Here is a 16,678-nt window from a genome sequence, read left to right on the forward strand (position 1 = left end):
CTTGACAAAACTATGTAATCATATAAATGTGCAGATAACATCTTATATCATTAATTCAGTTTTTAGTAATCATTTGTTGTGTCTTTACTTATGTTTTTTGTAATAATGCTTCAATCTTATCAAGTAATGTTTTCATTGTTTCTACAAATATATTATCACTATGGTATAACATATTTGCAAAAAAGTTTGTCTAATGTTCTGATGTAGCTCTTCTTGTGAATTATTAATGTTGAACAATGTATTTTTGTTAAACTATGGTTGTTTGTGATAAAGTTATGTTTCTTGTTTCTTTTTTAATTGAACGTTTTGATGACTGAGATGAATATTTTGATTAATCCATTAGTCAGATGTTATTACTTGATAGGATGAATAAAAAGCCGAAAAGATATGATTTCAAAATCCTTGATGTTCTTGAAAAATACACACTGATATGATACTATGGTAACGATTAAGAAAAGAGGGATTTCATGTCAAAAGCAAATAGTATTGTCAAAAAAATAATTGATTGGAAAGTCATTTTAGGAATACAGGTTATTGCATCTTTAGCTTTAATTGGTATTATATTTAAATTAGGTGCTTTACCTATGCAATATGCAATGATTGTCATAGCAATTGTTGTCTTATTATGTTTAGGAACATTTTTCTTGATGAAACCATCAAAGAAAAAAGGAACAGGTAAAGTCAGAAATATAATTGGTAAATTAGTCAGTATTTTATTGAGTGTAGCCTTGTTATTTGGAACATTATCAATTGCTCAAGGAACTTCTGTTCTTGATGCTATTACTGGAGCAAATATTCAAACACAACGTTATTCAGTTGTTGTATTAAAGGACAGTTCTTATAAACAATTATCTGATCTTAAAAATGAAACTGTTGAAACTGTATCTTCTGTAGATGAAGAAAATGCTCAAAAAGCAATTGAAGCCATGCAAAAAGAAGAATCATCTATTCAAACGAAAGATATTGATAGCTATTCAAAAATGGCAAATGATTTATATGATGAAAATACAAAAGCAATTTTAGTTAATGAATCTTATTATGCTATTATTGAAGCAGAACATGAAGATTTTCAAAATGATACACGTGTAATCTGGTCATTTGATATTGAAGAAAAGATTAAAGACATATCTAAAAATGTTAATGTGACAAAAGAACCATTTATTGTTTATATTAGTGGTATTGATACATCAGGCCCAGTGTCTACTGTATCTAGATCAGATGTTAATATGATTGTCACAGTGAATCCAACAACAAAACAAATCTTGTTAACAAGTATCCCAAGAGATTACTATGTGACTCTTGCTAATAAGGGACAAAAAGATAAATTAACACATTCTGGTTTAGCTGGTATTGATAATACAGTGGAAACAATGGAAAATTTCTTAGGTATTGATATTAACTATTATGCAAGAGTTAACTTTACATCATTAATTAAAATGGTTGATGCTTTAGGTGGTATTACAATTAATAATGATGTAGCATTTACAGGATATAATGGAACATATTTTGCAAAAGGAAATATTTCTATTGATGGTGATGAAGCATTAGAATATTCAAGAGAAAGACATGCTTTTGGTGCTGGAGATAATGAACGTGTTTTCCATCAACAAATTGTTATTATGGGTATGTTGAATAAGATGATGTCACCAGCAGTTATTACAAATTATTCTAGTGTTTTAAATGCTATTGAAGGATGTTTTGAAACAAATATGTCATCTCGTGAAATTACAAGCTTAATTCAAATGCAAATTAATGATACGGCTTCATGGAATATGGTCCAAAAACAATTCTCTGGGCATGGTGTTATGCAAACTGGAGGAGCTTATATGCCAAGTAGAAAACTGTATTATATGATTCCAGATGATGATAGTGTTGCTGAAAATGTAGCAGCTATTAAGAGTGTCTTGAATGGTGAAACTGTAGAATAATAAAAGTGGAAGGGAACTTCCACTTTTATATATAAAGGGGTATTACTATGTTAGATAAAATTTTAGGTGAAAGAAAATATTTTAAATTATTATTTATCTTTTATGTATTTATAAATACTTTAGCTTTAGGTTATTTTGCAATTGATTTTAATCCATTATCAATCGTTGTATTGATTTATGGTACTTTGATTTTGATATATAGTATTATTAAAAATCAATTCTTTTATTCAAAGAATCATCTATTATTAATTGGTTTATATGGTATTTTGCTTTTTGTAGCCACTTATTTAAATAAAGATTATTCAACAAGAAATTCTTTATTAATAGCAGTGATGCAATTATTTATTTTTATATTGATTTTTGCTCAACCAAAATCTATGACTCTAAAAAAATTAAAACAAGAATTACATACAATCATTCCCTTCACTTGTTTTTTAGTAGGAGGTGCTTCTCTTATCTCTTTGTTTATGTATTTTTTAAACATTTCAGGAAGTCAAAATGGTTGGTATATTGGTTTAGTTGGAGATCGTTTGTTTGGTGTTTATTTTAACTGCAATCCGGCTTCTTTTTTAGCTATTATTGTCATTTTAATGTCTATGATAGCTATTAGAAATCATTATGAATATAGTTTTCTATATATAGTAAATATAGGTATTCAGTTGTCTTATATTATTTTAACTCAATGTCGTGCAGCAATCATCATTTTGGCTATTATTTTAACGTCAGTTGTATATTATCGCTTCTTTAGGGCTAAAGAACTATCAAATGTCAAAAGGGTTTGTTTAAATGTTGGTATGTGCTTATGTTTATTGTTAGGAACAAGAATTGTACAAGAAGTTGCATTCATCATTCCTCAAATACAAGGTGCTAGAGAAGAAACGGATAGTCGTTTTCAATTAGAAAAGATCAAAGAAATTATCTCTTTAACAATGACAGGAGAATTGCAAAACATTCCTAAGATTATCAATTTAGCTGATGAAGTTAGTAGTGGTAGAATTACTTTAGCTAAGGATTCATTGAAAGTCTGGCAACAAAGTCCAATTCAAGGAATAGGAGCAGGCAACTTTAGAAATATGTTAGTTGATGTGACACAAAGTGATGATTGGGGACAACAGATCCTTCATAGCCACAATGTCTTTATGGAATCATTGATTACAGCAGGTATATTTGGTTTCCTGTTATTTATGTTATTCTTTATTAAAACATTATTTACAGCAAGAGATATTTTATTAAAATATCGAAATAAAAAATCATATTTTATTATATTATTATTTGTTATGGTTTTTGTGAGTGAATTTATAGGCGGTTTATTTGATTTTGGTGTTTTCTATGTATATTCATTGTCAGCAACGCTAGCCTGGTTATTTTTAGGATATATATACTGGTTAAATGATCAAAGTGATATGTCATTAGTAGATGATAGCGAAGTGGCTATTTTTAATCGTTATGAATTATTATCCATTATTTATCATAAAGAACAGATAAATAGTTTGAAACCAGAGTTTGAAATATTAGAAAGTCATTATCAAGATGATGATTATGTGATGAAAGTTCAATATTATTTAGGTCAGTCTTCCTTTGCATATAATGTTTATTATACATTATATGATCAAAATGATGATTTAGATAAAAGATTAGCAAGAGATTTTTATTCACTCATTGAAGATGAAATCAAAGGAATCTATAATCAATCACAAATTAAATAATGAGATTTATTGAGTAATGTTTAGTTTTTGTTAAATTATATTGATTTTATTGTGATAAAGTCAATAAATTGGTATAATTATTTTTGAGAAATAATTTAAGGAGCTGAATAATATGAGTCATGTTACACTTGTCGTGATGGCGGCAGGAATAGGAAGTCGATTTGGAGGTGGAATCAAACAGTTAGAACCAGTAGGACCAAATGGAGAAATCATCATGGATTATTCTATTTATGATGCTTTAGAAGCTGGATTTAATAAAGTTGTCTTTGTCATTAGAAAAGATTTAGAAAAAGATTTTGATGAAATCATTGGCCAAAGAATGAAGAAAAAAGTGCATGTTGAATATGCTTTTCAAGAAATAGATGATATTCCTGAACAATATAAGGATAAATTTACAGGACGTACAAAACCTTGGGGAACTGGACAAGCCATTTTAGCTTGTAAAGAACTTGTTCATGAACCGTTTCTTGTCATTAATGCAGATGACTATTATGGTAGAGAGGCTTATGAAGAAGCTTATCGTTACTTGACACAGGAACATCCTCAAGAGCCAATGCCAATATGCATGGTTGGATTTATCTTGAAAAATACATTAAGTGATAATGGTGGAGTGACAAGAGGTGTATGTCAAGTTAAAGATGATCAATTGGTAGATATTGTTGAAACACATAATATTGAAAAGGTAAACGGTAAAGCTGTTGCTGATGGAAAAGAAATTGATTTGGATTCAGCAGTATCAATGAACATGTGGGGATTATATCCAGAATTCTTTGATATTTTAGAAAAGGGGTTCAATGATTTTTTAGCAACAACGCCATCTGATAATCTGAAAGCTGAATATTTGTTACCAACGATTATAGGTGATTTATTGCATAACAATAAAGCCAAAGTAACAGCATTAAAATCACATGATGAATGGTTTGGTGTAACATATAAAGAAGATAAAGATTATGTCAAAGAAAACATTCAATTATTAGTAGAAAAAGGATTGTATCCACAAAAACTTTAAAACCATAGCAGTGGTGAGGTATATGATGAGTAAACAATATTCTATAAAGGTTTATCCAGCAGGTAAAGGACGTGATGTCTATCGAAATATTGAAATCTGTGGGGATGAAACATTAGATCAATTATGTAAGACTATCTTAGATGCTTTTGATTTCATAGATGAGCATTTATATGAATTTTGTATGGATAATCGTCAACATAGTACTGATGCATATTATGCCACTATGATGGAGCGAGAACCATCAACGGATATCGCTCTTGATGAGCTTGGACTTTGTAATGGTCAGAAATTTTTACTTCATTATGATTTTGGGGACGACTGGATATTTCATATTAGAGTGTTAAATATTATTGAAGTCAAGGAAAGTTTTGAGCCACGTATTATCAAATCTAAGGGATATATTTCTCAATACCCTGATTATGATGATTGGTATGAATAAAATTTATGATGAGAGCAAGATGTGAGATTTATCTTGCTTTTATTTTGTTGTAGATTATGTTTCAAATAAATACGATAAATGAAGATTATTTTTTTAAAAGTGAAATTTCATTGACAAAAATACACGGGGGGGGGTACTATATTTATAGTAGAATACAAACAATAATAAAGAATAGTTCTGGGTCTTTATTAGTTTTTATTCTACTGAATATTATGGGAGGATATACAATGAAAAAGACAAGAAAAATTTTAGCATTAGGTTTGTCATTTGTCATGATGCTTGGGCTTTGTCTAACTGCTGGAACTGCATATGCAGCAGGTGATGTTGCTTCTAAGGAAGTTTCTACTGCTGAAGCATTTAAAGAGGCATTTGAAAACGAGACAGATGGTGAAATTCGAATAACGGGTTCTTTTACTATTACTGAACCTATGAATACTAATCCAATACCAAAGACAATTATTGATGAAAGGGAAAATCCAGGTACGGGTTATTTGGCTAATCTAATAAATATTGATAGTCAAGAGCATTATGTGTTTGACAATGTAGTTTTCGAAGCAAATGAACATACAAAAAACTTATTATCAGTCAATGGTGGTGCAATCGTAACTATTATGAATTCAACATTTAATCATCAAAAAGCTAGTGATGGGGCACCAGTTATTATTAATAAATCAGAAGCATATTTTACTGGTGTTAATACTTTGAATTTAGGAGAAAAATCTTGGTATGGTATTAATGTTGATGGAGATGAAGATCACGGATACGCTAGTTTTAGTAATGGAACAATTGTATGCCGTACAGTTGACAGCAATCCTACTCAATCAGTAGTATGTACAGATAATTTTGGATGGGTTGATTCATTGAATTTATCTACAGTCATGACTGATGATGGTGAATCACGTCAACTTGCTTATGTTAATGCAGATGATTTAGTTGATTTTATAACTGCTAAAAAAGATAAGAATGTTGTAGAAGTTAGTGTTAGAGAAGACATTCAATTAAAAGAAACATTCAATATAAGTGAAGCGATGACAATTATAGGTGATGGTGGTGCTTTTGTTGCTGATAATTTCACGACAAAAGATAATGTTGTCACAGTGACTTCAAAAGGTGTTCAATTAAATAATGTTAAGATTGTGACTGATGAATCAACAAAGAGTGGTTTACATATTTATGGTGTCGATGTTAAAACTGATGGATTAGAGATTGATAACAGAAATACTGCTGGAGGAGCTGCTGTTGTATTAAATGGTGGTCAACTTGATTTAAACGGTACAACAACATTCCAATTAGGTGAAAATTCTTGGGGTGGTATTAATATTGATAATAGATCAAGTGTTGATCCAGTATTGAGTGTTGCTAATAATGCTACAATCAATGTGACATCACCAGATGAATCTGTCGGATTATATTATGTTGATGCTGATAAACAAGATTCAATTTTGTTAGAAGAAGTAGTGAATTTACCAGAAACTGTTACAGTTACTATGAATAATAAAGAAGTGACTGTTAATAATGGTGTGATTACAGAACCAACACAACCAACTGAGCCAACGACTCCAGGTGAAGATTCAAAACCAGAACAACCAGAACAAGAAACAATTACAATTACAATGAAAGCTATTGTTGATGGTAAAGAAGTCAACTTAGAAGAATTAGGTTTAACATTAGAAGATACTCAAATTAAAGGAATTGCAAAAGGATCAGTTTTAAGTGAAGCTGATTTAAAAGAATTAGATTCAATGAAAGATGGTTTCAACTTTGAAGGATATACATTTAAAGGATTCTTCTTAGATGTTGAAGGAACAGAAGCTTTAAAAGCAAATGTACCATTTAATGAAGATACAACAATTTATATGATTTGGGATAAAAATATTGATGTAACTGTAACTCCAAATCCAGAAGATACAGATAAACCAGTTCAAGATACAACAAACAAACCAGAACAAAAACCTGCTGAAAGTGATAAAACAGTGAAGACAGATGATAATTCACAAACTATTTTATATGGTTTAATGCTTTCTTTATCTGTTGTAGGAGCTGGAATTGTCGTTCTTAATAAAAAAAGAGAAAAATTATTAAATAAATAATGAGTTTATGGGCGATATATAATCATGAGATATGATTTGTATCGCCTTTTTTATTTCACGTTTTGTTAAACTACACATTTGTAGAAATTCGTAGTAAAATAGAGATATCAAAGGAGGAATTTTGTTATGAATAATTGGAGTGAAGATTTAAAAAAAGTATTATTAGCTGGTATTGGTGCTGTGGCAGTGACAGCTGAAAAATCTAAAGAAGTTGTAGAAGATTTAGTAAAAAAAGGTGAATTAACTGTTGAACAAGGAAAAGTTTTAAATGAAGAATTAAAACATAATGTTGCTGAAAAACTAAGAAAACCTATAACTGTAGAAACAGTAGAAAAAGATTTACAGGAAATGGACGTAGAAGATTTAGAAGCCTTAAAAGCAAAAATTGAGGCATTACAAAAAGCAAAGAATGAAACAAAAGAATAGTTTAAGTACAAAACGTCGACTTGCTCAAATTCTGGCAATACTGAGAAAACATCATCTGGCTAAAGGCATTGATCCTGTTAAATTTAGAATGATTTTAGAAGATTTAGGTCCAACATTTGTTAAGATAGGTCAAATTATGGCTTCCAGACAGGATATGTTTTCTCAACGTTATTGTCGAGAGCTGGTGAAATTAAGAGATAATGTTGCTTCAATGAGCATAGAAACAGTCAAAAGTGTTATTGAAAATGAATATCATCAAAAATTAAGTGATGTTTTTTTAGATTTTGATGAGATTCCTTTAGGAAGTGCTTCGATTGCTCAAGTTCATAAAGCAACATTAAAAGATGGTCGACATATTGTTGTGAAAGTTCAACGTCCTGATATTTACGAAATGATGGAAAGAGATATTTCCTTGATTCGTAAAGCTGTAAAAATTCTTAAGTTAAATGATGTACTTGGAAGTGTTGTAGATTTAAATATTGTTTTAGATGAATTCTGGCATACTGCTAAGGAAGAAATGGATTTTTTAAATGAGGCTCACTATGCCAGAAAATTTGCTTATTTACATCAAGATATTCAATATATTGAAGCACCACTGATTATTGATGAATATAGCACGAGCAAGGTTTTAGTGATGGAATATATTGATGGTTTTGAAATAGATAATCGTATTCATTTAATGGAAGCAGGATATGATTTAAGAGAAATTGCTGCAAAACTAGCTGAAAACTATATTAAGCAGATTGTAGATGATGGATTTTTTCATGCTGATCCTCATCCAGGTAATTTAAGAGTTCGTGATGGAAAGATTGTCTGGATTGATTTTGGTATGATGGGTATTTTGAATCGTGCTGATAAAGATTTGATGAAGGATGCTGTTTTGGCAATCGGACAAAATGATACGCAAAAACTGGTTGATGTGATTTTGACTTTAGGTGAACATGATAATCGTATTGATTATGCTTTGTTTTATGATAATATAGAAACTTTTATGAAACATTATGTAACAGTTGATTTAACAGATATCAACTTGGGAGATGTTGTACAAGAAATCTTTGTCATTGCTCATAAACATCGTATCTCTATGCCAAAAGGTGTCAGTATGTTAGCAAGAGGGTTAGTCACTATAGAAAGCACTGTCATGCTCATTGATCCCCATATTAGTATTATAGAAATTGCGGCTAATCATGTTGCAAATCATCTTTCTCGTCATTTAGATTATCAAAAAGAATTGACCAATGCGATAAAAAATCTCTATAGTGCTTCACAGAACATGTTACATATTCCTGCCCAATTATCCGATGTCATGCGTATGATCATGAAAGGGCGACTCAAAATTAATCTTGATATGATGGAATCAAGTGTACCTATGAATGCTATTAACCATATGGTTAATAAACTTGTCGTCGGTATTGTCAGTGCAGGTTTATTGATGGCAAGTAGCTTATTGTGTACAACACAAATGACGCCTAAAGTTTTTGGAATTCCAGCCTTAGGTTTTATTGGTTATATGACAGCCGTTGGATTAGGTATCTGGTTATTATTGACGGTTTTAAAAGAAAGAAAGCAAAAGAAATAACTGTATTCACTTATGTAAAAGCGAATACAGTTTATTTTTATCTTTAATCACGATGGTTTTATATTGCAATAAAATCATTTTTTCTTTTTCAAATTCATTTAAAACTTTTGTTACGGTGACACGTGATAATCCCAGTAATGAAGCCATTTCCTCATGAGTATAAGAGATTTCTTGTTGCTGATCGTATTGTATTTGATCTAATAGGAAAGCCGCTACCTTTTCATAACGATTATAAGTATAGGATCTTTTCATCATAGCCGTTAAATAATCACATGTTTTAGACATGGATTGCATAATAAAAATCATTAATTCTTGGGATTGCTGACAATAGAGATAGAGTTTTTCAGGATAACAGGCAATGAGTTGAACATCCTGTAAAGCTTCTACTGTTGTAGGACGTTTGGAATGAGGAATCAGAGCAGATTCACCAAAAATTTCACCACTTTTTAAAATATCAATAGTGACTTCCTTGCCATTAGAATTCATCACATAGACTCTAACTTTTCCTTTGATAATCAAGTAAATAAGATCAGCATCGTCTTCTTGCATATAAATTAAGTCTGTTTTTTGATAGTTTTGTATTTGACCTGCTTTTTCAAAATAGGGGTAGCATTCTTTTTTTAATTTCATTGACTTCACCACTTTTCTTTCTAATTGTAACATAGATTACATTTAAAAAAAAGGAGATATGATAAAGTCTTGTTCGGGGTGAAGAACATGAAACAAAAAATCTTAAATCTGGTTTATATCATTATTGGAAATATTTTTATTGCTCTCGCAATCAATACACTCATTTTAGAAAATCATATTATTGTTGGAGGAACTTCTGGAATAGGAAATGTATTAAATCATTATTTCAATATTCCTGTTTCATTAAGTGTTGGATGTTTAAATGTCTGTTTGTTTTTAGTAGGACTCTTTTTCATTGGAAAAAAATTTGCTATGACAACATTGCTTTCCACATTCCTTTTTCCAATTATTTTACAATTCTTTGAAACACATGCAATGTTTCACCATTATTTAGAAGATCCTTTACTAGCAGCTATTTTAGCAGCCTGTCTGGTTGGCGTTGGTATTGGACTCATTTTAAAAGCCAATGCTTCTACAGGTGGGGTTGATATTTTAGCCATTCTTCTTAATAAGAAATTTGGTTTTCCTGTACATATTGTCTTAAATTGTATTGATTTATCTATTCTTGTTTTACAATTTACGTTTAATGATACAACACATGTGATTTATGGAATTATGATTGTCATGATTACAGCTGTCGTGTTAAATAAAACATTGACGCAGGGAACAAGTTTAGTTCAATTGACTGTTATTAGTGATCATTATGAAGATATTAAACAATCTATTTTACATGAATTTGATGCAGGAGTCACACTCCTTGCCAGTGAAAAAGGTTTTACACAAGAAAATTCTAAATTATTATTATCTGTTTTACCTTATCGTAAGCTACCTGCCATTAAAGCAAAAATTCATGAGATTGATCCAGTAGCCTTTGTGATTGTATCTCATGTAGAAGAAGTGGGAGGAAAAGGTTTTACATTAGAAAAAAGAAATGCTTAAAGCTCAAATGAGCTTTTTTTGTTTATAGTGCATATTGTTTGCATAAGAAAAAGTTGTATGTTAAACTGCATATAGTTAGTTAAGGCTAACTATAATGAATCGTATAAAAAAGATAAAAATGTTTAAAATACAATAGGAGGTAGAAACGATGTCATTAATTGGAAAAGAAATCAAAGAATTTAAAGCACAAGCTTATCAAAATGGAGAATTTAAAGAAATTACAAAAGAAAATCTTTTAGGAAAATGGAATGTTTTATTTTTCTATCCTGCCGATTTTACTTTTGTATGTCCAACAGAATTAGAAGATTTAGCGGATAAATATGAAGAATTTAAGAAAAACAATTGTGAAATTTATTCAGTATCATGTGATACACACTTTGTTCATAAAGCATGGCACGATACATCTAAACGTATTCAAAAAATTCAATATCCAATGTTAGCTGATCCAACAGCCACTCTAGCAAAAGATTTGGATGTTTATATTGAAGCTGATGGATTGGCTGAGAGAGGAACGTTTATTTTAAATCCAGAAGGAAAAGTTGTGGCTTATGAAGTGATTGCAGGAAATGTAGGACGTAATAGTGATGAATTATTAAGACGTGTTCAAGCTTCACAATTTGTTGCTGAACATGGAGATGAAGTTTGCCCTGCTAAATGGCAACCAGGTGAAGAAACATTGAAACCATCACTAGACTTAGTAGGAATGTTATAATGGCAAAAGTTTATGATGCAATTGTTGTTGGAGGAGGCCCAGCTGGGCTTTCTGCAGCAATCTATCTTGCTCGAGCAAAATATAGTGTCCTTGTCTTAGAAAAAGAAAAAATAGGTGGACAAATCACTATTACATCAGATATTGTCAATTATCCGGGCGTTTTAGAAGATTCTGGTGAAGGTCTGACTCAAAAAATGCGTCAACAGGCTGAAAGATTTGGAGCCTCTTTTCAAAAAGCAACAGTAAAAAAGCTGATATTAGATCAACCTATCAAAAAGATTGAAACCTCTCAAGGCGCTTTTGAATCAGTTGGTTTAGTTTTAGCCACAGGAGCCCATCCACGTCAATTAGGTTTTCCGGGTGAAAAAGAATTTCAAGGCAGAGGTATTGCTTATTGTGCCACATGTGATGGAGAATTTTTTGAAGGATGTCCATTATTTGTTATTGGTGGAGGCTTTGCGGCATGTGAGGAAGCTATCTTTTTAACACAGTATGCTTCAAAAGTGACAATGATTGTCAGAGAAGAAGATTTTACATGTGCCAAGACAATTGCAGATGAAGTCCGTGTCCATGAGAAAATAGATGTTATTTTTGAAACAGAAATCATTGAAGCTGGTGGAAATGAAACTTTGGAATATGCTGTTTTTAGAAATAACAAAGATCAATCGATTTGGCGATATGATAACAAACAGGAACGCTTTGGAATCTTTATTTTTGCTGGATATGTTCCTGAAAATGCCTTGTTTCAAGATCAGTTAAATTTAAACTCACAAGGATATTTAATGACTGATCGTCATCAAAAAACAAGTTTAGATGGTGTTTATGGAGCTGGAGATATTTGTGAAAAAGATTTACGTCAAGTTGTTACTGCTGTTAGTGATGGGGCAATTGCTGCAACATCTTTAGAAAAATATATAACATCTATAAAAGAAAAATATAAGATTGAAACAAAGGCTTATCAAAAACATTTATCTTATCAAGAATCAAAAACATCACAAGACACATCTTTGTTTATCAGCCATGATATCCGTCAACAATTAAAACCCATACTAGAAAGATTAACAAAAGATGTTCATATTATAGGGCAACTGAAAAAAGATGATTTTTCTTTAGAAATCAAAAATTTCATGGAAGAAATAGCTTCTTTAAGTGATAAGATTCATATATCCTATCAGGAAACAAATGATCAACCTTGTATGATTTTATGTGATGTCAATAAACAAGATGTAGGTGTGCATTACTATATGGTACCTGGTGGTCATGAATTTAATTCCTTTATCTTAGCTATTTATAATGCCGGAAGTCAAGGACAACCATTGGATGAACAAATCATTCATCAAATCAAAGCTCTTGATCGCCATTCTATTCAAGTTTTTGTATCTTTATCATGTACTATGTGCCCAGAACTTGTTCAGGCCACACAACGCATAGCTTTACTCAATCACAACATTCAAACATCTATTTATGATTTATCTCATTTTCCACAATATAAGGAACAGTATAAAATCATGAGTGTTCCATGTATGGTCATTGATCAACAACATATTTCCTTTGGAAAGAAAAAGATTGAAGATATTATTGAAATATTAAAAAAACTTCATTAATTGAAGTTTTTTTAAGTTGAATGACCTAGACATTATTTTATAGAAAACATAGATTATGATGAGGTGAAGAAAATTGAATTGGAATGATAATCAGTATGAAATGTATGATCCCAATTATCAACGTGTAGTCTTTCATCCTTATATCTGGTGGTTCTTTTTTCCACCCCATATGATGCCACCAGCTTATCCACCAAGACCTCCATGTCCACCGGGACCACCGCCAGGACCACAACCAAGAGAATATATGTAAAAAGGCACTTATGTGCCTTTTTGTGATACTTTTTGTTTCTTTTCCAGTTTTCTATACTCAATACAGGCAACACCTATAGCTCCGGCTAAATCTAACATCAAATCTTTCATTGTATCATTTAAAGCATCATGTCCCTGTAACGGAATATCATTTTCATCGTATAATGTTGAACGGGTAGATTCCATGTATTGTTGATTATTTGTATGAAAAATATCATCGACTGTATATTCTCCAATCTCCCAGATAGCACCAATCGCCAATGCAACACTCACAACAATCAAACTCATAAATAAAGGTGATACAGAAAGAGGAATGGTAAATTCCTTGTCAAGATATTCAATCACAATAAATCCCACATAAGCAATCACAACACCAGAAAAAGCATGTAAAACAGAATCCCAATAAGGAATACGTCCATAAAAATTAAAAACATCTCCTAAAATAAAACCACTAAAAGCAAATGTTATTAAGACAAAATCTAAAAGATAGGGGATTTTAAAGTGATAAATCTCTTGAATAAAAGCAGGAATACGTAAAACAAATAACATGGCTAATAATTGAACAATTGTAAAAATTAAACGTCCTTTATTATTTTCACGGGTCAATAATAAATATAAGGCAATTCCTAACATCAAAACAACAAGCCAGAAAATAAATTTTCTTGCGATAATCAAATAATAGGGTTTTCTTTCTTTTAACTTTGTTTTCATAAAACTTCCTTTCCTTCTTCTTGACAAATGATTTTCCAGCTATCCAACAATCTTTCTAATGAATATGCAGCATTAGCAGGAGAAGTGGATGGCAAACATATATCTTTGATTCCAGTCATAGGATAACAATATTGACTATATAATTGATGTGCTTTTTTTCCATTTGTGTAAATATATTGAATATGTGTCTGTTTTAAAAGTGATGTTATATCATTGACTTTGACATTTTGAATAGAACTATCACTTGAACCTTGTATTTCACAACTTTGTATCACATCCCATAAAGCAATATGATGCTTTAATAAAAAAGCTTTTTTACCCTCAATCGTTAATAAAGGTTCATGATGATATAATAAGGCGCAAATCTTCCAAAAACGATTTTGTGGATGATGATAAAAAAACTGTGCTTCCCTTGATTTAACAGAAGGAAATGAACCAAGAATTAATATTTGTGAACTTTGATTATATATAGGTTGGATGTTATGCTGAACAAGCATTAAAAGACCTCGCTTTCTTTTTTTGATTATCTCTATTATGAAACATATTTATATATTTGACAATCTTTATTTACAAAGGAGACAAAAAGGTATATGATAGATACATAGATGATGTCAATTCTATAACCGGTTTTCAAAACTGAATAAACGTCTTTGTGGCAGGGTGTAAGTCCCTACCGATGGTGAAAGTCCATGACTCGCTTAACAGCGACTGATCTGGTGCAATTCCAGAACCGACGGTATAGTCCGGATGAGAAAAGACAACTTCTATGCGACTTAGACATTTTTTGTGTTTAAGTTATTTTTTTTAGAAAAAAGGAGATAGAAGAATGAAAACAAAAAAATTGAATGTCAAAAAAATTGCTTTAATTGGAATGTTAGGAGCGTTAGGTGGCATCTTAATGATGTTTAAAACACCACTACCATTTATGCCTCCTTTCATGGATTTTGATTTGGCTGCTTTACCAGAAATTATAGGTGGTTTTGCATTAGGTCCACTGGCAGCTGTGATGATTGTGGCAGTGAAACTACTTGTAAAACTGGCTATTTTAGGAACAAGTACAGCCTTTGTTGGAGAACTTTCTAACTTTATTGTCAGCTGTGCCTATGTTTTACCAGCTATCTGGATTTATGATCATCATAAAGAAAAGAAATCTGCTTTAAAAGGTATGCTTGTTGGGACAGTGATTTGTACATTAACAGCTGTGATATCTAATGTTTATATGATTATTCCATTTTATGTCAATATGATGGGATGGTCATTAGATACAATTATTTCAATGTGTCATGCTGTTTGTCCATTAGTCAATAATATTTGGACACTTGCATTATTTGGTGTTGTTCCATTTAATTTAATCAAATGTGGAATCACATCTGTGATTACCTTTATTGTCTATAAGAAAATCAGTACACCATTAAAACAATTCGCCAGAGAATAGAGGTGTACCTATGAAATCCAAAAAAATAACAACCGTAGGTATTCTTTGTGCACTGGCTATGATTTTAAATCTCTTTGCCTTTATCCCACTCGTTCCTACAGTGACATGGTTAACCTATGATCCTAAAGATATTATTATCGTTATTGGAGGATTTATCTATGGACCAGCAACATCACTGATTATGAGTGGTATCTGTTCAGTATTGGAAATCATGATCAAAGGTGGAACGATTTTAGATGTGGTCATGAATATGATTTCAACTTGTTCTTTTGCTTGTGTGGCAGCTGCTATTTATAAACATAAACATACCAAACAAGGTGCTATGATTGGTTTGATTGCAGGAGTTATGGTCACTGTTTTGAATATGACCATCTGGAATTATATTGTGACACCCATCTATTATGGAATGCCTAGAGAGGCTGTTGTGGCATTGTTGTTGCCGGGTATTATTCCTTTTAATTTATTAAAAGCTGGTTTAAATGCTGGAATCACTTTGCTTTTATATAAAAGTCTTGTGACCATTTTAAGAAAAATGAATTTTGTAGAAACGGGAACACAAAGTTTACAACATTCCCATTCTCTTGTTTGGGTTGGACTTTTTATGACGATAACGATTCTTTGTATTATACTTGCTATGCAAAATATGATTTAGGAGAGAAACGATGAACTTTACAGAAGCAAAACAATATCTTTTTGATAAATTAGCACCATCAAAGATTATGGCACTGGCATCAAGTGTTCATGATTATGTCATGGTGAGAAATGTCAGTTGTTTGATTTATAATGATGCGATTTATTTTAAAACAGATAAAAACTTTAGAAAGACAAAACAACTTTATGAAAACCCTCAAGTTGCTTTATGTTGTGGGGGTATTCAAGTAGAAGGACGAGCAGAAATACTAGGCTTAGTTATTGATGAGCCAGATCGTCAGTTTGAAAAACTATATCAAAAATATTTATGGGGTAGCTATAATGCTTATAGTCATGAACAAGATGAAATTCTTGTGAAAGTGACTCCTTCCTTTGTCGAAATATGGGATACAGATAAGAAAAATCAGGCCTTTCAAATCTTTATTGATTTTGATAAGGAAACAGTCGAATATAAGCTATATGATGAAAAGAAATAGTGGGTAAAAACAAACCTACTATTTTTATTTTTAAATAAAAAAAATGAAAAATCTAATAAAATTTTTATAAAATGATACAAAAAGTTACAAAATA

Annotated in this window: 17 protein-coding genes and 1 riboswitch; of the genes, 14 read left to right on the plus strand and 3 right to left on the minus strand. The window is 31.0% G+C overall.

Features of this window, described 5'->3' with window-relative positions; all coding sequences use genetic code 11:
• Positions 1-467: 467 nt before the first annotated feature.
• The 7 genes from KEC48_RS15860 (at position 468) to KEC48_RS15890 (ending at position 9,177) form a co-directional block, all read left to right on the plus strand.
• On the plus strand, positions 468-1,928 hold the full coding sequence (locus KEC48_RS15860) for an LCP family protein (protein ID WP_211963518.1): 1,461 nt from the start codon (positions 468-470) through the stop codon (positions 1,926-1,928).
• Between the two features lie 47 nt (positions 1,929-1,975).
• A complete protein-coding gene (locus KEC48_RS15865; protein ID WP_211963520.1) occupies positions 1,976-3,634 on the plus strand; it encodes an O-antigen ligase family protein in 1,659 nt (552 codons plus the stop codon).
• A 112-nt stretch (positions 3,635-3,746) separates the two neighbouring features.
• Complete coding sequence (locus tag KEC48_RS15870; protein WP_211963522.1) at positions 3,747-4,643, plus strand: sugar phosphate nucleotidyltransferase; 897 nt, start codon at positions 3,747-3,749, stop codon at positions 4,641-4,643.
• Between the two features lie 25 nt (positions 4,644-4,668).
• A complete protein-coding gene (locus KEC48_RS15875) occupies positions 4,669-5,082 on the plus strand; it encodes a hypothetical protein (RefSeq protein ID WP_211963524.1) in 414 nt (137 codons plus the stop codon).
• A gap of 227 nt (positions 5,083-5,309) precedes the next feature.
• Positions 5,310-7,172: a hypothetical protein gene (locus tag KEC48_RS15880; protein WP_211963526.1), complete on the plus strand. Its 1,863-nt coding sequence runs from the start codon at positions 5,310-5,312 to the stop codon at positions 7,170-7,172.
• A 126-nt stretch (positions 7,173-7,298) separates the two neighbouring features.
• Positions 7,299-7,598 carry a hypothetical protein gene (locus KEC48_RS15885; RefSeq protein ID WP_211963528.1) on the plus strand — a complete coding sequence of 100 codons (300 nt, stop codon included), beginning with the start codon at positions 7,299-7,301 and terminating at the stop codon, positions 7,596-7,598.
• Positions 7,582-9,177, plus strand: coding sequence for an AarF/UbiB family protein (locus tag KEC48_RS15890; RefSeq protein WP_211963530.1), 1,596 nt, complete (start codon positions 7,582-7,584; stop codon positions 9,175-9,177). Before KEC48_RS15885 ends, KEC48_RS15890 begins: the two co-directional genes overlap by 17 nt.
• Before the next feature lie 6 nt (positions 9,178-9,183).
• Here the strand turns inward: KEC48_RS15890 and KEC48_RS15895 are convergent, their stop codons facing one another.
• Positions 9,184-9,807: a Crp/Fnr family transcriptional regulator gene (locus tag KEC48_RS15895; protein WP_249191381.1), complete on the minus strand. Its 624-nt coding sequence runs from the start codon at positions 9,805-9,807 to the stop codon at positions 9,184-9,186.
• An 87-nt stretch (positions 9,808-9,894) separates the two neighbouring features.
• On the opposite strand from KEC48_RS15895, the gene KEC48_RS15900 reads away from it, so the two are divergent.
• The 4 genes from KEC48_RS15900 to KEC48_RS15915 all read left to right on the plus strand — a co-directional run bounded on the left by KEC48_RS15900 (position 9,895) and on the right by KEC48_RS15915 (position 13,312).
• Positions 9,895-10,746: a YitT family protein gene (locus KEC48_RS15900; RefSeq protein ID WP_211963532.1), complete on the plus strand. Its 852-nt coding sequence runs from the start codon at positions 9,895-9,897 to the stop codon at positions 10,744-10,746.
• 148 nt (positions 10,747-10,894) lie between these two features.
• Positions 10,895-11,458, plus strand: coding sequence for an alkyl hydroperoxide reductase subunit C (ahpC, locus tag KEC48_RS15905; RefSeq protein WP_211963534.1), 564 nt, complete (start codon positions 10,895-10,897; stop codon positions 11,456-11,458).
• A complete protein-coding gene (locus tag KEC48_RS15910) occupies positions 11,458-13,062 on the plus strand; it encodes an FAD-dependent oxidoreductase (RefSeq protein WP_211963543.1) in 1,605 nt (534 codons plus the stop codon). Before ahpC ends, KEC48_RS15910 begins: the two co-directional genes overlap by 1 nt.
• Before the next feature lie 73 nt (positions 13,063-13,135).
• Complete coding sequence (locus KEC48_RS15915; RefSeq protein ID WP_211963549.1) at positions 13,136-13,312, plus strand: hypothetical protein; 177 nt, start codon at positions 13,136-13,138, stop codon at positions 13,310-13,312.
• A gap of 8 nt (positions 13,313-13,320) precedes the next feature.
• Here the strand turns inward: KEC48_RS15915 and KEC48_RS15920 are convergent, their stop codons facing one another.
• Positions 13,321-14,022, minus strand: coding sequence for a hypothetical protein (locus tag KEC48_RS15920; protein WP_211963550.1), 702 nt, complete (start codon positions 14,020-14,022; stop codon positions 13,321-13,323).
• A complete protein-coding gene (locus KEC48_RS15925; RefSeq protein WP_211963551.1) occupies positions 14,019-14,519 on the minus strand; it encodes a DNA-deoxyinosine glycosylase in 501 nt (166 codons plus the stop codon). Before KEC48_RS15925 ends, KEC48_RS15920 begins: the two co-directional genes overlap by 4 nt.
• Before the next feature lie 145 nt (positions 14,520-14,664).
• Positions 14,665-14,785: riboswitch (FMN riboswitch) on the plus strand.
• Positions 14,786-14,848: 63 nt separating this feature from the next.
• Between KEC48_RS15925 and KEC48_RS15930 the strand changes: the two genes are divergently transcribed.
• The 3 genes from KEC48_RS15930 to KEC48_RS15940 are packed head-to-tail and all read left to right on the plus strand — an operon-like array spanning position 14,849 to position 16,584.
• On the plus strand, positions 14,849-15,457 hold the full coding sequence (locus KEC48_RS15930; RefSeq protein WP_211963555.1) for an ECF transporter S component: 609 nt from the start codon (positions 14,849-14,851) through the stop codon (positions 15,455-15,457).
• Between the two features lie 10 nt (positions 15,458-15,467).
• Positions 15,468-16,109: an ECF transporter S component gene (locus KEC48_RS15935; RefSeq protein WP_205090545.1), complete on the plus strand. Its 642-nt coding sequence runs from the start codon at positions 15,468-15,470 to the stop codon at positions 16,107-16,109.
• Between the two features lie 10 nt (positions 16,110-16,119).
• Complete coding sequence (locus KEC48_RS15940; RefSeq protein WP_211963557.1) at positions 16,120-16,584, plus strand: pyridoxamine 5'-phosphate oxidase family protein; 465 nt, start codon at positions 16,120-16,122, stop codon at positions 16,582-16,584.
• Positions 16,585-16,678 lie beyond the last annotated feature (94 nt).

Source organism: Clostridium sp. C1 (assembly GCF_018223625.1).
Classification (GTDB): domain Bacteria; phylum Bacillota_I; class Bacilli_A; order Erysipelotrichales; family Coprobacillaceae; genus Allocoprobacillus.